General features: G+C 60.6%; 18 protein-coding genes. 8 read left to right on the forward strand and 10 right to left on the reverse strand.

Translation table 11 applies throughout. The features are described from left to right. Window positions 1–413: 413 nt before the first annotated feature. Both K349_RS0104760 and K349_RS0104765 read right to left on the reverse strand, forming a co-directional pair. Window positions 414–2729, reverse strand: a complete 2316-nt coding sequence (locus tag K349_RS0104760) for a DUF2298 domain-containing protein (RefSeq protein ID WP_026368704.1) — start codon at window positions 2727–2729, stop codon at window positions 414–416. After that, window positions 2726–4081 (reverse strand): NAD(P)/FAD-dependent oxidoreductase, encoded by a 1356-nt coding sequence (locus K349_RS0104765; protein ID WP_026368705.1) that lies wholly within the window; start codon window positions 4079–4081, stop codon window positions 2726–2728. Before K349_RS0104765 ends, K349_RS0104760 begins: the two co-directional genes overlap by 4 nt. 109 nt (window positions 4082–4190) lie before the next feature. Between K349_RS0104765 and K349_RS0104770 the strand changes: the two genes are divergently transcribed. The 5 genes from K349_RS0104770 to K349_RS0104795 all read left to right on the forward strand — a co-directional run bounded on the left by K349_RS0104770 (window position 4191) and on the right by K349_RS0104795 (window position 8791). Continuing rightward, a complete protein-coding gene (locus K349_RS0104770) occupies window positions 4191–4466 on the forward strand; it encodes an acylphosphatase (protein ID WP_026368706.1) in 276 nt (91 codons plus the stop codon). A gap of 486 nt (window positions 4467–4952) precedes the next feature. Further along, a complete protein-coding gene (ftsZ, locus tag K349_RS0104780) occupies window positions 4953–6209 on the forward strand; it encodes a cell division protein FtsZ (protein WP_026368708.1) in 1257 nt (418 codons plus the stop codon). Continuing rightward, window positions 6206–6586 carry a cupin domain-containing protein gene (locus K349_RS0104785; protein ID WP_084460185.1) on the forward strand — a complete coding sequence of 127 codons (381 nt, stop codon included), beginning with the start codon at window positions 6206–6208 and terminating at the stop codon, window positions 6584–6586. The genes ftsZ and K349_RS0104785 overlap by 4 nt, the downstream gene beginning before the upstream one ends. Window positions 6587–6837: 251 nt before the next feature. Further along, window positions 6838–7134 (forward strand): hypothetical protein, encoded by a 297-nt coding sequence (locus tag K349_RS19305; RefSeq protein WP_026368710.1) that lies wholly within the window; start codon window positions 6838–6840, stop codon window positions 7132–7134. Window positions 7135–7216: 82 nt separating this feature from the next. Next, window positions 7217–8791, forward strand: coding sequence for a DUF4139 domain-containing protein (locus K349_RS0104795; protein ID WP_026368711.1), 1575 nt, complete (start codon window positions 7217–7219; stop codon window positions 8789–8791). 68 nt (window positions 8792–8859) lie between these two features. On the opposite strand, the gene K349_RS0104800 is transcribed toward K349_RS0104795, so the two are convergent. Continuing rightward, a complete protein-coding gene (locus K349_RS0104800; protein ID WP_026368712.1) occupies window positions 8860–9297 on the reverse strand; it encodes a response regulator in 438 nt (145 codons plus the stop codon). Between the two features lie 207 nt (window positions 9298–9504). On the opposite strand from K349_RS0104800, the gene K349_RS16410 reads away from it, so the two are divergent. Beyond that, a complete protein-coding gene (locus K349_RS16410) occupies window positions 9505–9906 on the forward strand; it encodes a cupin domain-containing protein (protein ID WP_169731304.1) in 402 nt (133 codons plus the stop codon). A gap of 25 nt (window positions 9907–9931) precedes the next feature. Here the strand turns inward: K349_RS16410 and K349_RS16415 are convergent, their stop codons facing one another. The 4 genes from K349_RS16415 to K349_RS0104830 form a co-directional block, all read right to left on the reverse strand. Next, complete coding sequence (locus K349_RS16415) at window positions 9932–10360, reverse strand: cupin domain-containing protein (RefSeq protein ID WP_026368714.1); 429 nt, start codon at window positions 10358–10360, stop codon at window positions 9932–9934. 322 nt (window positions 10361–10682) lie between these two features. Next, window positions 10683–11546: an HD domain-containing protein gene (locus tag K349_RS0104820; RefSeq protein ID WP_026368716.1), complete on the reverse strand. Its 864-nt coding sequence runs from the start codon at window positions 11544–11546 to the stop codon at window positions 10683–10685. Window positions 11547–11568: 22 nt separating this feature from the next. Further along, window positions 11569–13665, reverse strand: a complete 2097-nt coding sequence (locus K349_RS0104825) for a vitamin B12-dependent ribonucleotide reductase (protein ID WP_051464199.1) — start codon at window positions 13663–13665, stop codon at window positions 11569–11571. 374 nt (window positions 13666–14039) lie between these two features. Beyond that, the gene (locus K349_RS0104830; protein WP_026368718.1) at window positions 14040–14738 is read right to left on the reverse strand and encodes a PHP-associated domain-containing protein; all 699 of its coding nucleotides are present in this window, start codon (window positions 14736–14738) and stop codon (window positions 14040–14042) included. Window positions 14739–14919: 181 nt separating this feature from the next. Here K349_RS0104830 and K349_RS16420 point away from each other — a divergent pair, with 181 nt between their 5' ends. Next, complete coding sequence (locus K349_RS16420; RefSeq protein ID WP_051464200.1) at window positions 14920–15849, forward strand: glycosyltransferase family 2 protein; 930 nt, start codon at window positions 14920–14922, stop codon at window positions 15847–15849. Window positions 15850–15940: 91 nt separating this feature from the next. Further along, a complete protein-coding gene (locus K349_RS0104840; RefSeq protein ID WP_026368720.1) occupies window positions 15941–17173 on the forward strand; it encodes a glycosyltransferase family 4 protein in 1233 nt (410 codons plus the stop codon). Window positions 17174–17244: 71 nt separating this feature from the next. On the opposite strand, the gene K349_RS0104845 is transcribed toward K349_RS0104840, so the two are convergent. From K349_RS0104845 to K349_RS0104855, 3 genes are all read right to left on the reverse strand, one after another. Further along, a complete protein-coding gene (locus K349_RS0104845) occupies window positions 17245–18945 on the reverse strand; it encodes an FAD-dependent oxidoreductase (RefSeq protein ID WP_026368721.1) in 1701 nt (566 codons plus the stop codon). Window positions 18946–19303: 358 nt separating this feature from the next. Further along, window positions 19304–20563: a GGDEF domain-containing protein gene (locus tag K349_RS17805; protein ID WP_026368722.1), complete on the reverse strand. Its 1260-nt coding sequence runs from the start codon at window positions 20561–20563 to the stop codon at window positions 19304–19306. Between the two features lie 261 nt (window positions 20564–20824). Continuing rightward, on the reverse strand, window positions 20825–22117 hold the full coding sequence (locus K349_RS0104855) for a TRAP transporter large permease (protein WP_026368723.1): 1293 nt from the start codon (window positions 22115–22117) through the stop codon (window positions 20825–20827). Window position 22118 lies beyond the last annotated feature (1 nt).

Here is a 22118-nt window from a genome sequence, read left to right on the forward strand (position 1 = left end):
TGTGCGGTCAAGTTTGCAAAAAGATTTTCCTGGTGTTTGGCGGCCGTCTGCGGCGATTAGCCACACTTTTCCAGGAGTGCCTGTGCGGTGCCGATGGACAGGCACTTTCGCGGAATCGGATAGAGCGGAGCGCTCCGAGGCAAAGGGCTGGAGCGTCGCGGAAGTTCCTCGCGAGCGCATACCGTAGCGGAAGCGGCGAAGGAGAGGGAGAGGGAGTATTGCCGTCTCCGGTGCTTGGCGCACGCCCGTACCGCAGCGGTGTCGCGAAAGCGACTTTCACGTTCAAGGAAGCTCTGAAAAAACGTTACGTCGGCCTCGGAAAAAGGCGATGCGATTAAAAACGAGAGAGGCAAACTCCTTTAAGCAGAGTTTCCTCAAAGGGGTCCTGCGCTCGTGTCCTTCGGAACGCTCCGTCAGTGGGGCGTCGCTTCTTCCGTTTCGCGTTCTTCCGAGGTGGAAGGGGACGGAGGCTCCTTCCGCGCCTCCGCGGAGGGTGCCTTTCCGTCGCCGAGTTCGAGAACCACGAGGTCGCCGCTCCGGAAGACCGCGTTTCCAAGGGTGGCAAGCCCTTCCTCGTCGAGCTTGGGAAAACGCTTTCGCTCCGCCGCGCCCACCACGATGTAGCGAATGCCGTAGTGGGAAAGAAGCGCCTGGGCTTCCCCGCTCTTCGGCGCCTCGTAGATGGCGCGGACCTCCCGGGACCGGCGGTTCGGAAGGTTCGCGTCGTTCCGCCAGAGCCATTCGTGGGCGTGCCATCCGAGGATGGTGGGGAGCCCCGTGGCCATGGAGATGCGCCCGAAATCGCTGTAGCTCTCGCCGTCCGCCTCCAGAATGGGAACCTGGCCCGTCACGGTTTCGTTGAACCAGGCGATGGCGGCCCGGTCGTCCTTGGCGCGGAAATTCATGAAATCCAGGCCGTCCAGCCCTTTCCAGGCTTCCCTGGCGGGGTAGTAGGTGCCCACGGCCTTGGGAAAATAGAGCAGGGGAAGAAGCACCATGAAATAGAAGAACACGGCGAGTCCCTTGCGGAACAAAAGCCTTCGGGGCAGCTCCGCGAGGCGTACCATGACGTATCCCGAGGCGATTCCCAAGAGGATGAAGGCCTGGTAGCCGAGCTTGAACATGGTGTTCGCCCGATGGTAGTCCGGGCCGTAGATGTCCTTCACGTACACCAGCTCCGGAATGGCCACCAGGCCGATCCCCGCCAGGCAGAGCGCCCCCGCGAAGAGATCCCCCGGCGAGAGAGCCCGCCACCAGAGGACGAACCCCCTTGCCGGTCCGCGCCGTTTCATGCAGCGCCCGAGGAGAAAGAAGACGAAGCCCAGAAAGAGGGTTGCCGTGAGGAGTTTGTCTCCCCACAGGATGAGGAGTTGCCATGGCAGCGACCGGGACAGAACGGGAAAAATTCCCTTCACGAAGCTCTGGAAACGGAGCAAAAACGGCAGTGCCACCAAAAGCGACAGCGCTCCCGTGGCGAGGAGTGCTCCCGTACCCCCCGCGAGGGCGCGGAAGAACCGCCCCTTTCGTCGCCAGAGCCAGACGAAGGTGATGCCGCCGAAGAGCGCCGTGTGCACGGGGAAATCCCAGGAGTTCGTCATCTGCATGATCCCCACGAGAAATCCTCCCAGGGCGAGCCGGTCCGCCGAAGGCCCTCGTGCCGCCGTGGTGAGGAGGACTCCCAGTGAAGTCAGTGTCACGGGAATGTCCGACACGTGCCCGTGCAGATCCGCCACCACGAAGGAGTAGAGGGGAAATTCGTGAATGGTCTTGTCCTTGGCGGGAGGAAAATATCCGATATACCTTGTCGCGTCGGGATACCAGTAGCTCTTGGTCGGGCCCGCGTACACTCCCTGGTTTTTGAGAAAGGGAAGGGCATGTCCGTGGACGAAGCCGTGGAGGTTGCCTCCGCAGGCGACGAGGAGCGCCGCGATGGTTCCCGCGGCAAGATTTTTCAGGAATGCACTCTTGTCCGTCGCTGCGGCGGAGCGGACGAAACGGGAACGCCGCACCAGGGAGACGGCGGCCCATCCGAGGGAGAAGGCGAGTGTGACGGTCTGGCCGAAGAGCGTCGCGAGCATGAGGTTATAGGCCACCTGAGGCGCCACTCCCGTGAGGGTGGTGAGGAAGGCGCAGAGGTAATGTCCGAAATAGTAGTAGTTGATGGGCTCTCCCGCGAGCCACATGTCTGTGGGGGGCATGGTACCGCTTCGGAGGGCGGCGTTCACGAAGCCGAAATCCATGAATTTTTCCAGGCCGTGGATGGAGGGCTGGAATCCCCGCACCCAGGCCCAGAAAAGAAAAGCCGCGAGAAAGAGCAGTTCTGAAAAGAGAACCTGTTTCCAGGAAACCACTTTCTCCCCATCGCTTGTCGGAAGAACCGTCTTCGCGATGTGTTCCGGAGTTTCACCGCGTCGGCCGTGTTGCCACAGGAGGAACAGCGCCCCGAGCAGCGCGACGAGAGCCGTGCTCCCCAGGACGGAGGTACGGCCGAAGGAGGCGATTCCGAGCGCCGCGGCAAGCCAGCTCAGGTAGCCGGCGAAAAGAATTCCCAGAGCTTTGGCGAAGGGCCACGCACCGTCCCGGAAGACGGGAAGAAGGCGTTGGGCGAAAGGTGCCGCGGCGAGGGTCAGGAAAAGAAGTGCCACCCACCATCGGAGCGCAAGGAAGAAGAAGGGGGATTCGAGAAAGACGATCCCCTGCCGGAAAAGATGGGGAGCGTAGTCGATCACGGCACGCTCCTCCCCGGAAAGTCCAGGATCTCGGGGGAACGGAGCCCCCGCTCGATGGCGTAGTTCTGGCCCCGGTCCTCGGGGTAGATCTGGGCCATGCAGTTCAGATAGAGATTGGGAATGGGTGTGTGGTGGGGAGGAATCCGCTTTCCGTATCCCCTGGTCGCCACATGCTGGGCCGAGTCAGCCCGGAAGATGCGGATCCGTTTCAGAAGGGACGGCTCCCACCGCATCCGGCCCGGCGAGGTCCGCTCGACGGTCCTGGCGAGACGGGAGAGGCCGTCGAGAAACACTGCCGCCACGGTCTCGTCGTCCGCTCGAAAAAGCGGCGCCGAAGGGGAGAGATAACGGGAGAGATAGACCACGGAGGAGCCGTATCGGGCCGGAGGAAGCAGGTTTGTGTGCTCGATGAGGGCCACAAAGGGAAACTTCTCGTCCGCGACGGTGATCCAGTAGTAGGGCGAGAGAGGACGGGAGAGTTCCAGCAAGGCGCAAAGGTTCGCCTGGTGAGGGATGGCCGTGAGCGCTTCCCGGAATTCCTCGGGAAGCTGGGGTGCCATTCTGGCCAGTTCCGCCGGAGCGGTGGTGACGAGAACCTTGGAGAAGGGTTCTTCTCCTTCGGGGGTTCTTACCAGGAGCGTTCCTTCTTCCTGGGGTATTGCGGAAAGGGAACGGATCGTGAGGACCGGGGTGTTCAGGCGCACCTCGCCTCCCGCGGCGCGGATGCGTGCGGTGAGCGTATCGTAGAGTACGCCGAAACTTCCCCGGAAATAGCCGAGAATTTCCCGACCCTGGCCCTTTCCCCTGGTGGATCCCCGGAGTTTGGTCTTGTTCCAGAGCCAGGTGGCGCCCACCTGATCGGCGTAGTCGTCGAACTTGGAGGCCAGAAGAGGTTTCCAGATCGTCTCGTAGACCCGTTTCCCGCCGGTCTCCACGGCCCATTCCCGGGCGGTCCGCTCCTCCAGATGTTCCCAGGAACGGACTCGCCGTGCGGCGAGAACGAAGAGCCCCAGACGGATCCTGTCCATCAGGGGAAGGGCACCGAGCCGGAGAAGATCCCCCGGCGTCGTGAAGGGGTAGAGTCTCTCTCCGCTGTACAAGGCATTCCGGGGTGGGAGCCACTCCAGGCGGTCTCCCAGGCCGATCTCCTCCGCAAGGGAGACCAGGGCCTCGTCGCTGGTGAAGATGTGATGGTAGAAGGCCTCGATGCGCTCTTCTCCCACGGTGACGGTCCTGGCCATTCCTCCGGAGACGGAGGTACTCTCGAAGACCACCACGTTCGCTCCCCTTCCGGAGAGCGCGTAGGCGGCGGCGAGGCCCGTCGGGCCTGCGCCGATGACGGCGATCCGCATGGTACAGCCACCTCCGAAAATGCACGTCTGACGCGCACAGAAAGCTGAATTCGAGTATATCATGAGAAAACGAGAGATAAAGGGAGCGTCCCGAAGGGAGGGCGGTGCCGTGGAGTTGGAACAGCTTCATCTGTGGCTCTCGGGGCGGGTGCAGGGAGTGGGCTATCGCTTTCAGGTTTTCACCGAGGCGAATCGGCGTAATCTGCGTGGTTGGGTGCGGAACCTGTCCGACGGGCGGGTGGAGGTGCTCCTCCAGGGAACACGGGAAGACCTGCTCGCAATGCGCGAATGGTGCGCCCTCCGTGTCCGGAGGGCTATCGTCCTGGATGTGGAGGAACGATGGGAAACTCCCGGAATGGTTCTCGGGGAGTTCGAGATTCGGTAGCTCTTGGAGGCTTCACGGGTTTTCCCGGCGTGCCTTTCGTTTGATGGTGGTGATGTGTGGGTGACATCCCTCCGGAAAGGCCGAAGATGTCTTTTTTCGGCTTTTCCGGGTATGTTCGGCATCTCCGGAATGCCGGTGCCGGGAACCGGGACGGCGCGTTCTCCGTTCCGCAGCACCGTCGGCGTGTCCTCGAAGAAAAAACGGTGGGAGGCGAACCTGGCGAACATCGAGGAGAAGATCGGTTTTTACGAGGAGACACGCTCCGGAGGGATCGGAAAGAATCCGGCGTGACCGGAACGCTCTCTTTTCATTCCGGAGATGCCGCATGTGGCACGGAGTAGTATCTCTTATAGTCCTTTAGACTCATGTGAACGGGGACGAACTCGTCATTTTTACTCCCTTGGAGACTGCTCCGCTTTTTTGTTTCAGGCGTTACAATACAAAGAGGAAGCACGAACGCACCAGGAAGCGGGGGGAGTGGAAGCCATGGGAGATGCGCTCGATGCCTTCGAAATGGAACGGATGCACCGTCCCTATCGGGAGGTCATCAAGGTCGTGGGCGTGGGCGGTGGCGGTACCAACGCGATCAACCACATCGTTCGAAGCGGCGTGACGGGTGTGGAATTCCTCGCGGCAAACACCGATATGCCCCATCTGGAGCGTTCCGAGGCATCGATCAAGATCCCTCTCGGGCAGAAGCTTACCCGGGGGCTCGGAGCGGGTGCCAATCCCGAGATCGGCTTTCAGTCGGCGAAGGAATCCGTGCGGGAAATTTCCGAGGCGCTTGCCGGAGCGGATATGGTGTTCGTCACCGCAGGCATGGGGGGCGGCACGGGGACTGGGGCCAGCCCCGTCGTGGCGGAGATCGCCCGGGAGCGGGGCGCTCTCGTCGTGGGTGTGGTGACGCGCCCGTTCACCTTCGAGGGACGCCGAAGGGCTCAGAACGCCGCCGAGGGGATCGAGAAGCTCCGGGGAAAAGTGGATGCCCTCATCGTCATTCCCAATGACCGCGTTCTCGAACTCGTGGATAAGAAGACCCCTCTCGCCGACGCGTTTCGCCTGGTGGATGAAGTGCTCCGTCAGGCCGTCGCGGGCATCACCGATCTCATTCTCCGCCCCGGATTGGTCAACGTGGATTTCGCGGATGTACGGACCGTGCTCTCCGGTGCCGGGTCGGCCGTCATGGGCATCGGGACAGGGAAAGGGCCGGATCGGACCGTCCAGGCCGCACGCATGGCCGTCAGCAGCCCTCTCATGGAGACTCCCGCCTCAGGTGCCAGGGGTATTCTCTTCAACATCGCCAGCGGTCCCGACATCAGTCTCTGGGAGGTGAACCAGGCCGCCCAGGTGGTGGCCGAGTACGCCGACGAGGATGCGAGCATTTCCTGGGGACATGTACTGGATCCCTCCCTGGAGGGGATGGTGCACATCACGGTCATCGCCGCGGGATTTGTTCCCGGGGGCAAGGAGCGCGGCTCCGGAAAACCCGCGGAATCTCATCGGGGAGGACGGGAGCGTCGCCGTATCGAACTGGAGGAAACGGACCTGCAGGGACCTTCGGACGACGGACTGCTCTTTCCCCGCACCGACGAGGCGAGAGGACAGGGTGCGTCCGTGGACATTCCTACCATCTTCCGTAACGCCCGCCACGGCGAAAGTGGAAAACCCGTGCAGGGGAAGCGTCTCCCCGGGGGAGTTTCGAGGCGCGATGGATATACGGAGGAGCGGGGAGATCCCTCATGAGTGCTCCGAGAAAAAGGGTTTTTCCCGGAGGAAACCTTTTCGAGTTTTCCCGGGATCTGATAAGAAGCATCGAAAAAGGCGATCCCCTGGAGAAAGAGTTCATTGAGCCGTTGCTTCCGGACCGGGGAGTTCTGGTGGAGCGCATCGTCTCCTTCGGGCAGTCCTCTCCGCCCGGTTTCTGGTACGACCAGGAGCGGGACGAGTGGGTGGCGCTTCTCTCCGGCGAGGCCGTTTTGGAATGGGAGGACGGGGGTGTTCTGGAAGTGCATCCCGGAGACTGGATTTTTCTCCATGCCCACGAGAGGCATCGCGTCGCCCGCACCTCTTCGGAGCCTCCCTGCGTGTGGCTCGCCGTTCACGGGAGGATGCGAGGATGAGGTGTGCGATCACCTTGTACACGACCGTTTCTGGTGGTGTGTACCGGGCGGGTAACTCCCCGAGGGGAGCCTGCCCGGTTTTTGTTTTTCCGGGAAGGCGTTCCGCGATATAATGGTGCACAGAGACGCGAATGCCCGTCCGCCCTTTTCCGCATGCTGCGGAGGGACGGGCGGTGGAAGCCCTGGGGACGGAGGAACACGGCGGGAAAGGGAGAAAGGGTTGGTTTTCCATGGAGAAGGGAGATGAGGGAATGACACAACCGATCAATGTAGTCCAGCTCGAGGGGACGCTTCACTTCCTCAAGGGGGAGCAAGTGGGAGAGAACCGGTGCGGCAGGTACTTCCGATTCTCCGTCAGACACGAGAGCAAGGACTACAGGGGAAATGAACGACACGACTACATACTCGCCCGCGCCTACGATCCGGAGTTGCAGGATCGGCTCCGACAGTGCGGGGAAGGGGACCGGATACTTCTCGAGGGAAGCGTCCGGTCTTCTGTCGGAAGCGGCGAGATGTATGTTCTCGCCGAAAAACTGGAGCTTTCCTGAGGGGGAGTTTCATGGGGCAGGCGGGTTGTTTCTTTCCCGCGTGTCCGGCGGGGGGAGGCGACTCCCTGGAGAGGAAGGGACGATGCGGGTGTTCTCTGTCGCGGGAATGAGTATCCTTCTGATCCTGGGCGTTCTCGGCGCATGGGATCTGTCTTTTGGGGCACGGAGCGCCTTCGGAGAAGAGCCGGCGCGGTCCGAGGACGTAGCCTCCTCTCCGCCGGAAAGGGTTCACCTTTATCCAAGCGGCGCCAGAGTGGAGATCCCCGTGCCCGCCGGTGCATTTCTGGTGCGTCTCCCGGGGACCTTCGACGTTTCCCGGATCCGTTTGCAGCTTCCGGAGGGGAATTCGCCTTCTTCTCCGCCTGATATCGCGTTGCTTCCCCGGGCGGGATGGATTCCGCCTGCTCTGAAGGCTCTGTCGGAAAAAGTCGGTGAACTTCGGGCCGAGGTGGCGGTTCTCGATGCGGAGGCCGCCGCCCTTCGGCAGTTGACCGGAGCTCTTGAATCCCTGAAGCCCGAAGGCGAGAAGGCCCTCGATCTGCTCGTCGCCGCCGCCGAGCTCCGCAGAGAGCAGGAACTACGCCTCGCGGAAGTGACGGAAACGCTCCAGCGCAAGCGCCATGAAGCGGAGCTCTGGAATCGGCAGTTGCAGGAGCGTCTTCAGGAAGGCTACTCCATGGTGATCGAAGTCCGCGGCGACGGTGGGCGCGGCGGCGGCCTCCTCACCGCCTGGACGGATCAGGTGCACTGGACGTACAGGTACGTGCTCAACCTCGAAACGAAGAGCGGGAACGTTACGGGCCGTCTGGTCGCTTCGGTGATGCAACGAACCGGCATCGACTGGGACGGGCCGCTCGTCGTGCATACTGCGGATCCTCCCCGGCTTGTTCGTCCGCCCCGGTTGCGTCCCCTCGTGGTGGACATCGCACAGCCTCGCCAGGACGATTTCCGTGCGAAAGGCGCCCTTCCCGATGCAGCGCCCGCGCCCTACATGGCCGTTGAGGAGATCGCTCTCGGGAGTGCTCCCGCGCCTCCCGTCCGGGAGGAGGGCTTGCGGGGCGTGGACATCCTCACGGCAGGGCGCGTGCCTGGAGAGGGCACGTCCACCGAGATTCCTCTGGGCGACCTCGCTCTTCAGGGGAGCATGGCCATCGTTCTGGTACCGCGTTTCAGCCAGGAAGCATGGCTTCTTGCCGAGGTGGAGACGCTTCCCGAGGCCGTTCTTCCCGGAGAGGCGGAACTTTCCGTGGACGGCGTCGCCGGGGGCAAAACGACGCTTCCGGCCCGCAGCAAGGGACAGGATCTCACCGTGGCTTTCGGGACCACTCCCCTCGTCCGCGTGGAGAAGGAAAAGAGTGTTGGTGTGGAGGGAAAAAGCTGGTTGGGCAAGGGACGTCTTGCCGATGGGTACGAGCTGACCGTGACGAACGGCCTTCCCGCGGACACAGTGGTGCGCATCCTGGAAAGAGTTCCCGTCAGTGCCAACGAGTCGGTGAAGGTGGAGATCAAAACCATGGAGCCGCAGCCCTCCAGTTCCGACAGGGAAGGGTTGCTCACCTGGGAGATCCCGCTGAAGAGCGGGGAGATCCGCAAGATTGCCGTCCACTATACCCTGACCTATCCGGGGGACAAGGATCTGGTGTTTCGGGACAAGTGAAAAAAACCCATGACGTGAAGACGGAAGACTTCCCTGGGGAAGGTTTCGCCATCGCGTCATGGGTTTTGCTACGCATCTTCCCGGGAGGGTGGCGCCGGATCGGGGAATGTTGGAGGTTCCGTGCTCTTGTGAGAAAAGGCCAGCACGTCCCGCACCGTGTCGATTACCTTGATCTTGTCGAAGGGCTTGACGATGAATCCGAGAGCGCCGCTCTGCAGCGCCTTGAGAACCGTTGATTTCTGCCCCATGGCGGAAATCATGATGACACGTGCTTCGGGGTCAATGCGGAGAATGCGGTTCAATCCCTCAAGGCCGGAGAGGATCGGCATGGTGATGTCCATGGTCACCACGTCGGGACGCAGGGTCTTATAGAGTTCCGCTCCCTCGGATCCGTCCGTCGCTTCGCCGACCACGTCGAAGCCTGCATCGGTGAGGATTTTCTGCAACATGAACCGCATGAACGCCGAATCGTCCACAATAAGAATTCGGGGTGCTGTCGAGGTCACGATTCCTCACCTCCCCTTGGTGCAACGATACCGTGCCGTCTGATGCTATCAGAATACGCGCTCTCCTTCTTCCAGGCAAGGCCGTAGCGAAAATTTTGCGTGTGTTTTTTAGCAATGGAAGAAAGCGGGAAAGAGAGTTCTTGCGTTTGGTTCGACGGAATGCAAAAGAGCGAGATGTGCACAGCACTGCGAAAGGGAGTGAAATATGTGGCAGATCAAGTCGTCTACGCAGGAAAAATCAAGGATCTTCCCTCGGTAACCCTCCAAGGACACGGGGGCATCGAAAAGCGGATCGTTTTCGGTCCGGAACGCTTCTGGGAGAACTACACGGCCCGCTGTTTCACCCTGGAGGGGGACGCCGCGGTACCCCTCCATCAACACGACTGGCCCCATTACGTCTTCGTTCTTTCCGGAGAGGGGCGCGTGCGCGTGGAGGACGAGGAGTATCCTCTGGCGCCTCTTTTCTGGGCCCACGTTCCGGCGGGAAAACCCCACGCCTTCGAAAGAGCCGGCGAGGAGCCCCTCACGTTCATCTGCATCGTTCCCTCCGAGGGAGACATCACGTCCCCCGCATTCTCCTGTTCTTGCGGGTGCGACTGCGGCGGTTGAGGAATTCCCCCGGCGGTTTTTGCGGTCAGTTCTCGTCGAGGAGTGTTTGGGCGTGATCGTAGGGGGGACAGCAGACACAGAGGAATCGCAGCGTCTCTTCCGCCGCTACCCAATGATGTGTTTCCGGAGGAATGAGCGCCGCCACTCCGGGGGAGACGACATGACATTCCTTTCCAAGGGCGAGGGTTCCCCGTCCGGAGAGGAAATAGTAGATCTCGGTGCTTCGGGTGTGCACGTGGGGAATGGTGCGTTTCCCCGCGTGCACCGTGGCCTCGGCGAGGCTGTAGGGGAGACCGGGTATCCTGTCGGGATGAAAAATTTCCACGATGTCGCTGGCGTCCTTGGTGACGTAGGAGTCGGTAACGGTTTCGCTTTCGCCCGGTGAGGTTCCTTCTCTTTGAGAAGGGATGAAAAAGGCTTGCCTGAGGCTCGTTTCGACCTCTCGTCCCGTCATGTGTTTCGATCTCCTCTCTTCGCAACAACCGATTTCTCTTGATGGCGCCGATTTCGCCGTGAGCCTCCGGGAATATCCTTGCGCACGTTCTCCCATCCGCACGTTTTCCGGAAAAATCCTTGTTGTGGTCCACATCCCTCCCAAGAAAACATCCGCACAGAGATCCGCGCAGGATATCCCTTCGGGAGGTCTCCTGGAAGAACGCGGTCGCATTCCGCCGCTGCCGGCTCGGCCTGTCCCCGTTTCGACACACTTCGCTCGGAAAGGGCGCCGGATGTTCGCCTGAGTGCGGGTTCACTGCATGGCATCGACGCAGTGAAAATCATTGTTCCGGCGGCGCTGTCAGCGTCTTTTTTCCGAGTTGTTCCTCCCGAAGGAGCGACCTGGGGTTTTCCAGGCGTTCCCACGCGTCGGCGATCAGGCGCCGCACTGCGGTATGACCTTTTTCCACACGAATCGCGATGTCCTCCACGATACCCGTCTTCCGGAGTCGTTCCAGGGAAGGCGGATAGTTCAGGTCGAACACCCAGGTGAGCTGTACGAGGAGGAAGTCCGCAAGGCTCCGCACGTTCGCGTAGGAAGCGAGATGCGCGTTTTCCACTTCCCGGACAAGCGCATGTGAAAGAGGTCCCGTCTCGTCGATTCCCGGGAGGAGCTGTGTGATGCGCCCCTCCTGCACGTGACGGTGAACGATGTGGAAGACGTCCAGTTTGTCCGCGTCCCGGATGAGCCGTGCCAGAGGCAGGGCACAGAGCGGGATGGTCTCAGGGAGTGCCTTCTTGTTGTGAAGGGCGACACTCTGCAGCAGGGCTTCCCGGGTCTCTCCGGAACAGGCCGCGAGGGGTGCTTCGGTGGCGATGACGTCTCTTCCTTTTTCGCCGTGATCCAGTGAGCGCCCGTCGTAAAAGGTTCCGAAAGAGGCGTACTGGGGAAAACGCCCCACGTCATGGAGCAATCCCGCGGTTTGAGCGGCGCGGATTTCGTCGTCGTCCCATGTCAGAGCTTCCGCGAGTTCCCGGGCGATGGTGCTTACCCGGAAGCTGTGGAGGCGCTTCAATTCCAGTAGAGGTGACAGAGCGTCCCCATCCGCGAAGGAGGCCGTGAAGGCGTGAAACCACGTCACAAGTGCCTCCGCTTCGGGAGCGAGGAGTCCCCATCGTCCGAGGGTGTTCACGCTGCGTTCCATCGATGTGCTCCCAAAGGGGGTTTCAACATTTCGAGTAGCCGCAGGCATGGCACGTAACGCATCCCTCTTCCCGGACGAGAACGGCCCCGCAGCCGGGGCACATGTCCGTGGCATTGGTGTGGACAGGCATCCCGAGGGCACGTTCCAGGCATTTCGCAATGGCGTCGGGGAGAGAGAGAATGACTCCGTCCTCGTCCCACACGGGCTGGCTTCCGCCGATTCCCTTGAGCTGGTTCACGATTTCCGGTGCGGGGATACCCGTGCGGAGCGCCAGAGAGATGAGACGCCCGAGGGCTTCCGTGTGGGCCTGGGTGTCCTTGCCACTCTTGCCGAGCGTGGCGAAGACCTCGAAGGGGCGCCCGCCCGTTGTTTCGTTTACCGTGAGGTAGAGATTGCCGTAGGAAGTGGGCATTTTGATGGTCTTCCCCGTGAGAACCTGAGGGCGATCGAGAGGAAGCGTCCCCTGATTGCCCATGGGCATGACCAGTTGATGCGTCACCGTGTCGTCCTTTTTGCCGGAGGGCGTCGTGGTGAGGACCTGGCTTGCCTTGCATCCGTCGCGGTAGACGGTGATGCCCTTGCATCCCAGCTCGTAGGCGAGAAGGTAGGCCTTGCGCACGTCCTCCTTGGTTGCATCCGCCGGAAGATTTACCGTCTTGGAGACCGCATTGTCCGTGAACTTCTGGAACGCCGCCTGCATTCGCACATGCCAGGGATAGTCGATCTCGTGGGCAGTGACGAAAACCCGTTTCATTTCCAAAGGCAGAGAGTCGAGAGAGGCAAGCCCCCGACGGTGCATCTCCGCCTGGAGCACGTCGTTCACGTAGACCAGATCCTCCGTGCCGAAGGCCTTGCGGGTGTGCGTGAGGGCGAAGACCGGCTCGATGCCGGAGGAGCACTCCGCCAGGAGCGCGATGGTTCCCGTTGGGGCGATGGTGGTCACCGTGGCGTTCCGGAGCGGTTCGCCGACGCAGTTGGGATAGGGGTGCCGTTCCCGGGCGAGGTCTCTGCTCGCCTCCCGTCCGGTCGCCTGAATGAAGGCCATGACTTTCTCCGCCAGCTCCAGCGCTTCCTCGGAATCATAGGGGATTCCCAGAAGGAAAAGCATCTCCGCCCATCCCATGACGCCAAGACCGATCTTCCGGTTTCCCTTCACCATGTCCTCGATCTCCGGAAGAGGATAGCAATTGATGTCGATCACGTCGTCGAGGAAACGCACGGCGGTGCGCACGGTCTTCTCCAGACGGTCCCAGAGAATTTCTCCGTCCCGGACCATGTTCTTCAGATTGACGGAGCCGAGATTGCACGCTTCGTAGGGAAGAAGGGGCTGCTCGCCGCAGGGGTTCGTCGACGTGATGCGGCCCACGTGGGGTGTCGGGTTGTCCCTTTCGAGGCGGTCAAGAAAGATCACGCCGGGATCTCCCGTGGCCCAGGCCGCATGGACGATGCGGTTCCACAGCTCCATGCTCTTCACCGTGTCGGTGGTCTGGCCCGTGCGGGGGTTCACGAGGTGCCAGTCTTTGCCGTCCGCCAGGGCTTCCATGAATCGGTCGGTGATGCCCACGGAGATGTTGAAATTGGTGAGAATTCCTTCCTCCGTCTTTGCCCGGATGAAGGCGAGCACGTCCGGATGGTCGCAATTGAGGATGCCCATGTTGGCGCCGCGTCGGGTTCCTCCCTGTTTCACCACGTCCGTGGCGAGGTCGAACATGCGCATGAAGGAAATCGGTCCTGAGGCGACACCGTTCGTGGTGGACACCACATCTCCCGCTGGGCGGAGTTTCGAGAAGTTGTACCCCGTTCCGCCTCCGGACTTGTGGATGAGGGCGGCGCTCCGGAGCGTGGAGAAGATGGAGTCCATGCTGTCCTCGATGGGGAGAACGAAACAGGCTGCGAGCTGTCCCTCCGGGATGCCCGCGTTCATCAGGGTCGGCGAGTTGGGCAGAAAATCGAGCTGCGCCATGAGATCGGTGAAACGCTCCTCCCAGAGGGCGCGTTCAGCTTCGGGTTCCGCTGCGGCAACTGCCTTGGCGACGCGGCGGAGCATCTCCTGCGGCGTTTCGTCGCCCTTGAGGTAACGTTTCTTCAGGATCACCAGAGCGTTCTCGGAAAAAGTCATCAATGGGTACCTCCTCGGAATGGCGATACGAGAAATTCTGCGGGAATATCCTCTTCAGGCTTGTGCGGAACAAACCCATAGCAGACGGCAAGACCGCCAGCCTTTCGGAGTGCCTGCCGCAGGTTCGAGTTTGTCGCTATATATTGGGAGCGTAGAGAGTATAGCACTCTATATGTGGAAGTGTTTGGGCCTTAGGTCCCGTTCTCCGGAGGCAGCCTCCGCCTTCCGTCCCTCTTCGGGAAGGGCGAAAAGACCATGGGTGAGGCAAAGAGGAGAAAGTAAGAAAGAAAAGAGGGTGCGAACCGGATATACTGGTTGCACCCCACTCCGATGCCGCATGAAGAGGGATCCGGAGGGAAGGATCAGTGAAGGCGTCAGACGGAAAAGCGGTTGTGCTGGAACTCCGGGAAGAGCGGCCGTTTTGCCTGGATTTCTCCGTTCTGTGCGAGAACGAAGGGAAGGGCGTCCACATGTTCTCTTCCGTTCCACGCCACCGGTCGAAAAGCGCCATTGCGGAGTTCCTCCAGGAGATCCCTTTCGTTGCGGAGCGTGTTTCTGAATTCCGTGGCGAAAAGCCCGATCCGCTCGACGAGGTGCGCGTCGCTTCCGCCGAGACGAGGAAGACAGCATTCCGCGGCAAGCGCTTCCGCCTGGAGATTGTGCTTCGGAAGGGTGCTGCCGTTGAAGCTCTCCACGGCGTGGAGTGGCACGCGACTGAAAAGGGCTCCCATGCCCCTCCCGTTGTTGCGGAAAGGGTGGGCGGCAACCGAGACGCCGCCTTGGGATGTGACGTGTGCCGCGAGTTCCGGAGCTGAAAGAGGTCCTCGCGGGACCGAATCGAGACCGAAGACGAGCACGTCCCCATCGGTGGTCAGGTACTCCATGCCGACGAGGACGAGGAGTCCGAATCGTTCACTCAGGCGCTCCGCCTCGGTACGGAGAGCGAGACTTTCGTGATCCGTGATGCAGAGCCCGGCGAGACCTCGCTCTCTGGCTTTTCTCAGTGCCTGCTCCACGGGGAGTTCGCTGTCGAACGAGCCCTCTTTCGTGTGAACGTGCATGTCCAGACGCACACAGATTCCTCCCGTGTCGGAGTGAAATATTTTTATATGGAATTATTTCTATTCCAAAAGAAAGTATCTCCGAAGAAAGCACCTTCGTCAAGATGTCGGATGTCTCCGTTTCCCGGAGAGCGACGCGAGGAGGCGCGTTTTTCAGGCGACGGACGGAGAGCGACGGAGAAAGGAGATTTTCATGACGCCTCTGCTCTCGGTGGTCCTCCCCCTATTCAATAAAAAGCCTTTTGTGGAACGGACGATCGCCTCCGTGCTCGCCCAGACGGAGCGGTGCTTTTCTCTGATCGTGGTGGACGACGGCTCCACCGACGGTGGAGCCGATGTGGTGGAGCGTATTGAAGACGAGAGAATTCGGCTTCTCCGTCTTCGCCACGGCGGTGTTTCGAAAGCCCGCAACGCGGGCGTGCGTGCGGCGGAGACGGAACTCGTGGCGTTCCTCGACGGGGACGACGAGTGGGATCCAGACCACCTGGAGACGCTTCTGCGTCTCCGGCGGCGTTTTCCGGAGGCGGTCCTCTATGCCACGGCCTATCGCTTCGTTCTCCCCGGACAGCGGGTGTGTTTTCCGCGACTTGCCGGTGTTCCTTCCTTTCCCTGGGAGGGAGTTCTTTCCCGTTATTTTCGAAGCGCCGCCCTCGGTCACCCTCCCGTCTGGACTTCCGCGGCGGCGGTCGTGCGTACCGCACTTCAAGGTGTGGGGGGATTCCCCGAGGACTTTTCCCTGGGAGAAGACCTCGATACCTGGGGGCGTCTTGCCCTTGCCGGTTCCGTCGCGTTCAGCCGCAGAGGGCTTGCGACCTACCACAAGGATGCGACGGATCGTCTCTGTCTCCGCCTTCGACGGGACAAGCCCCTTCCCTTCGTCGAGACGGCCCGCAACGTGCTGGAGGAGGCACGTTGCGACGAGGTTCTGGAGCGGGACCTTCGCGCCTACCGCGGTCGCCTTCTCTCTCTTTCCTGCAGGGAGCTGCTTCGCCAGGGACGAATCGACGAAGCCCGGAACCTTCTCTCCGGGTGCGGAAGACTTCCCTATCTCGTGCCCCATGTCGTGGTAAGCCGTTTGCTCTGTGGAGTCGCACCTGTTGGTACGTTTTTTCGACGGCGTTGAACGGCGTTGCGACGACGGACGGTGTGTGCGAACGCAGTGGGCGTACTCGGATGGGACGACGTGTTCTTTTCATGACCGGGAGGGATGTGTGGTGCGGATTCTTCTGGTTTTGAGTCAACGACCCGAAGCGACGGGAAGCGGAATCTACGTCCGCGCTCTTCTCGAAGAGGCCCGGCGCCGCGGGCATGAGGCGTTTCTCGTGGCGGGCGTTCCTGTTGGGTGGGAGATCCCCTCCCTTCCCGTATCTCGTGACCGATGCCGGTTCATCACCTTCGGTACCCTGGGCGATCTTCCCTTTCCCGTTCCCGGCATGAGCGACGTCATGCCCTATGCTTCCACGCGCTTTCGGGATTTGACGACGAACCAGATCGATGCCTACGAGGAGGCGTTTTCCATCGTCTGCCGCGACGTCGTCTCCCGTTTCGAACCCCAGGTCATTCACGCGCAGCATCTCTGGCTCGTCACTTCCAGGCTTTGCAAGGACATTCCGGAACTTCCTCTTCTTGCCTCCTGTCATGGATCCGATCTTCGCCAATTTCTGCAACTTTCCCACTTGCGGGCCCGGGTACGTGCGGGATTTTCGCGTCTCGACGCGGTGGCGGCTCTCACCACGGAACAGGCGGAGGAGATCGCGACGCTTTTTGAGATTCCGCGGGGGCGTATCGCCGTGACGGGGGCCGGTTTCGACCCACGTCTTTTTTCCCCGGGGAAAACGCGGTGCGGGACGGTGCGGATTGTCTACGCGGGCAAACTTTCCCGGGCGAAAGGTGTTCCCTGGATGCTCCGCGCCTTGTTCCGTCTCCGTGCTCTTCCGTGGGAATTGCATCTTGTCGGCAGTGGCGGTTCCGAGGAGGCGGAATGCCGGGCCCTTGCGCATCCCCTGGGAGAGCGCGTCGTTCTGCACGGTCCTCTTCCTCAAAAAGCACTGGCGTCTCTTTTTCGGTCAAGCACGCTTTTCGTCCTTCCGTCTCTTTTCGAAGGGCTTCCGCTCGTTCTGCTCGAGGCCCTTGCCTCGGGATGCTGCGCCGTCGCGACGGATCTTCCTGGAGTACGGAATGTAGCGGCTTCCGTGGGCGACGACGTCCTCACCCTGGTTTCTCTTCCGGAACGAACGTGTGTTGACCAATTTTCGCCCGAGGAGGAGATCCTTTTCGTCGATGCCCTGGAGAAGTCGTTGGAGGCGATGCTGCGCCGCTGCCTTCTCGGGGACATACCGCCTCCCCACGAGGTGGCGCGGCGCGTGGAGGGGCGTACATGGGAGAAGGTTTTTTCAGGGATCGAGTCGCTTCTATTGGAGTTGTGTCATCGTCGCCGGGGGCAGTGAAGGGCTCCCCGGCGACGGAAAGCGTGTGAATGAGGAATGAGGAGCCCTTCGCGCGGCGAGGAAGACCGCTCTCATACCGCCTTTCGGAGTTCATAGGGCCAGGCGAGAATGCCGCCCTCCAAAAGAGCCACGTTGGAGAAACCCAAGCCTTTGAGAATCGAATAGGCATCCCATCCGCGCACGGAGATCTTGCAGAAGGTGACGATTTCAACATCCCGGGGAAGTTCCCCGGCGCGCTTCCACAGAGCGCCCAGAGGGATGTTCACCTGACTGTCGAAGGGAAGCCTGCCCTGGGCGGCGACCTCCTCGGGGGTGCGTACATCCAGGAGGAGAAAGCGGTCTCCCCGGGATGCCTTCGTGAGAAGTTCCGAGGGGCTGTAGGACACGAGCAGGCCGTCCATTTTGTTGCGCAGTACATTTGCCGCGTGGGTGACCGGGTCGAGGGCGGTCGAGAAGGGCGGGGCATAACCCAGATCGAGGTCCGCCAGATCGTCCACGGTGAGGTGTCCCGTAATGGCCGAAACCAGGGTATCCAGGCGCTTGTCGCCTCGGCCTGGGCCCATGATCTGTGCCCCCAGAATGCGGCGGCTCGTGCGATCGGCGACGAGGCGAATGTAGAGCGGCGCCGCTCCGGGCATGAAATGGGGAAGGTCGGGGGCGGTCACGGTGACGGCTACGGGGGCGAATCCAGCCTCGGCGGCGGCTGTCTCGTTCAGGCCGGTACGCCCCGCCGTCCAGTCGAAGGCCTTCATGATCGCCGTTCCGAGCACACCGTTGAATTTCGAATCGTGTCCCGCGATAGTGTCGGCAATAACTCTTCCCTGGCGATTTGCGGCGGATCCCATGGGTTGACGTACCCGTTTCCCCGTGAGGACATGGGTGGTCTCCACACAGTCGCCGCCGGCAAGAATATACGGATCACTTGTGCGCATCCGCTCGTCCGTTACAATGCCCCCCGTGGGACCGATGGCGAGTCCCGCCTCACGAGCGATCTCCACGTTGGGACGCACCCCCACCGCCAGCAGCACGAGATCCGCCGGGATTTCACGTGTGTCCGTCCGGACCGCCGTCACATTGCCTGCGGCGTTCCCCAGCAGTTCAAGCACACGCTCTCCTCCGAAGAAGGCCACCTGGTGTTGTGCGAGGAGTTTTTTCAGCAGATGACCGAAATCCCGGTCAAAGAGGGTAGCCAAAGGAGTTTCCAAAAGTTCGGCGATGGACACGTCGTAGCCGTTCGCCACGAGCGCCTCCACGACCTCGAGTCCGATAAGTCCACCACCGATGACGACAGCCTTCTTGCCCGTTCCGTTTTGGAGGGCCTCCTTCATGACCAAAGCATCATCGATCGTTCCAAGGGTGAAGACTCTGGCGAGATCTGCTCCTGGAAGGTTTGGCCGGATGGGAGATGCGCCCGTTGCGAGCACAAGCGTGTCGTAGGGGAGGTGTTTTTCTACTCCTGTGTCCAGTTCGAGCACGGTGAGCACACGTTTTTCCCGATCAATCCGAGTGGCCATGTGCCGTTGAAGAACTTCCACCTGCTTCACCGTTCGGAAGAACGCGCTGTCCCGAGGTACGCCAAGGGGAGTACTCAGGAGGTCACGGCTGTCCTTTACGACACCCTCGAGGAAATAGGGAAGCCCACATCCCGCGTAACTCAGGTGATTCCCCTTTTCGACGATGGTGATCTCCGCATCGGGGTCGAGACGGCGTAATCTCGCCGCCGTTTTGGTACCACATGCCACGCCTCCGACGATGACAACCCGTTTTTTCATGAGGATTCCTCCTTCCAGGATGGCATACCTTTCCCCGTATGGTATATCGTGGCGCCTCTTTTGTCCAGTGTGCCAACGTTTCGGAAGGATCGGAAACGTTGGCCTTTTTCGTGAAATCAAGCGAAGGACGGTGCGGACATGCCCGGGGATGGGGGTGTGACGGGCCGTGGATCTTTTCGGTGGCGGTGGGGACGGTAAATCCGGTGGAAATCAAGTGCTCCATAGGCGGGGGCGGATGAAGACGCTGTGACGGAAGAGTCGTATCGACCTGATGAAGAACGGATCGGGGGATCTCCTTGTCGGGACTGGACGTGGAGGGGAAGGAGCAGAAACCCTCCGTTCGACTCGGACAGGCGGTTCACGTGAGGTCGTTTCGACCGGAAACGGCGCAATTGCCGCCTCTTCTCTTCGCTTCGTACAGGAGAAGATCCGCACGGTGCAAAAGATCCGTGGGTGTTTCGTCCGGGAGCTGTTCCGTCAGGCCGATGCTCAGTGTAAGCGCGTGCCCTTCCTCCTCGATGCACTGTTCCTGGAGACATCTGCACAGGCGCTCCGCGATGAGCGTTGCGTCCTCGAGCGCTATGCCCGGAAGGAGCACCACGAATTCATCGCCGCCGAAACGTCCGACAATGTCCACGGAGCGGGTATTGTTCCGGAGGAGTTCCCCTATCTTCCTTAGGATGGAATCGCCGAAAATATGCCCGCGGAGGTCGTTCATGAGCTTGAAATTATCCACATCGATCATCATTAGGGAGAGGGGAATTCCGTGGAGTTTTCTCCGGGTCATGTGTTCCGTCAGGGCGTCCATGATGAAACTTCTGTTGTAGAGTCCCGTGAGAAAATCACGAGTGGCCTGTTCCCGCAGACTTGCCATCGCTCTCTCCAGATCCACCGTGCGCGCCGACACGAGTTCCTCAAGCTGCCTCTGGTAATGAGCCATTTCTGCATTGGCGCGTTTGATCGTCCTGTACTGGTTCTGATAGATCAGGAAAAAGGGAATGGCAAGAAAGAGGAAGACCACGGCGGTGACGAATGCCCGAAAGGTTTCGCGGGCGATGATGGTGTTCAGGGCCGAGATGTCCAGGTCGGCGCAGGCCAGGTAGATTCTCCCGCCGGGGGAGCGCTCAGAAATCGCCACGGAACGGAACGTTCCCCACTGGTCCGTGTACGTCTCATAAACGGTTTTTTTCGTGAGAAAGGCCTCCCGGAAGGATTCGGGCGCGTCCTCGTAGGGGTAGAAATACCACCGGCTCCGTGCTTCCGCCTCCTCTTCGGTCACCGTTGTCGTCGCGAAGAAAAGCGTTCCGTCCTTCTCTACGAGCGTGTACAGATAGACGAAGGGCGTCTCCATGGCGTAGGCAGCGAGACGTCGCCTCGTCTCGAGTTCCTCCTCGAGGCTGATGCTGTTTTCATCCAGGACACGGTCGTGGAAATCCGTCGGCAGCATGTACTTGAGGCTCTTTGCAGCCAAGGCGAGCGCTTTGTCCGCCTCTCCGAGCGTGCGCTGTTTCTGCTCCGCATAGGTGAAGAAGACAAATCCCGACACGAAGACGGCGTAGACGAGGAGGAAGAGCAGAAAAATCTCTTTTGAAGGAGTCTGGTGGACTTTTTTGTTCAAAAGCAGTGTCCTCCTCCCCGGGTTTGATTCTGGAGTGTTTTCTCCGGTCTTGCCGCCTTGCCGGTCAGGAAAAGAGCCTGCGAGAAGTGCGCAAAAATGTATTCATAAAATAAAAAGAAACAACAGCATTAGTTTAATTGTTATAAAACGAAAAACCTGAAGCAATTTTTAAATTTACTTCAGGCTTTAATCACTGAAAGTATAGCAGGTGCACGTAGGGTTGTCGCGTGAGTTTTGGAAATTCTTGTGAGCATTCCCCGGCTAGAGGCCCAGAAGCCTCGGTACGGTGACGGTCAGGGACGGAAAGGAGATGATCACCAGCAAAACTGTCATGGCGACGGCGATAAATGGCCAAATGGCCTTGAAAAGGTCTCCAAGCGGCACCTTCCCCACGGCGGCGACGATGTAATTGCAGGCGCCCACGGGAGGAGTGATGAGGGCGATGGTCACGTTGAGGGTCATGACGATGCCGAAATGGAAGGGGTCAATGCCGGCTCTCGTGGCAAGAGGGGCGAAGATGGGGGTGAGCAGCGTCAGCACTGCCACCTCCTCCATGAACATGCCGATGATGAAGATGATCGCGCTCAGAGTGATCATGAGCAGCCAGGGGCGTTCGAGAAGTCCCATGCCGACGATGACGGCGGCGAACTGCTGGGTGACCCGCTCCCACTTGAGAAACCACCCCACCACGGTGGCGGCGCCCATGATGAGAAAGATAGCGCTGGTGAAGCGCACCGTCTCGTAGATGGCCTCGCCCAGCTCGCGCCATGTGAGCTGTCTGGTGTAGAAAAAACCCGCGAGAAGGCAGTAGGCCACGGCGAGAGCTCCCGATTCGGTTGGGGTGACGATGCCCGTGACGATGCCTCCGATGATGATGAAAGGCGCGATGAGGGCCGCCACGGAACGGATGAGAATCGCTTTCGCCTGAGCGCGGACTGTTTTGGCGTCCGAGACGGGAACCTGATGCACCCGGGAATAATAGGCGTTGAGCAGCATGAATGCCAGGCCGAGCACAAGGCCGGGCAGTACGCCTGCGGCGAAGAGGCCGCCGATGGAGGTGTTCGTCATGGAAGCGTAGATGATCATGAAGATACTGGGAGGAATGATGGGGCCGATGAGCGAACTTCCCGCAGTGAGCCCCGCGGCGTATGCCCGGGGAAATCCTTCCTTCTCCATGGCCGGAATGAGGATGGAGCCGAGCGCGGAGGCATCCGCAGCGGCGGATCCGTTGACGCCCGCCAGAATGATTCCTCCCACGACGTTGACATACCCCAAGCCTCCTCGAACCGATCCCACCAAAAGGCGACTGAAATCGATGAGACGGTCCGTCAGGCCCGTCCGGTTCATCAGAATGCCCGAGAGGATGAAGAAAGGGATGGCCATGAGGGAGAACACATCCATGCCGCCGAAGAACTGCTGCGGAATGACCCGGAGGAGGGTCCAGTCTCCCGTGCCGGCGATGCCGAGAAAACCCGTGAAGAGAAGGGCCACGTAGAGCGGAACGCCCGTGGCCATCTGGAAGAAGAACAGCAACAGCAGCAGGATACCCGACATG

The sequence above is a fragment of the Aminiphilus circumscriptus DSM 16581 genome, from assembly GCF_000526375.1.
GTDB lineage: Bacteria > Synergistota > Synergistia > Synergistales > Aminiphilaceae > Aminiphilus > Aminiphilus circumscriptus.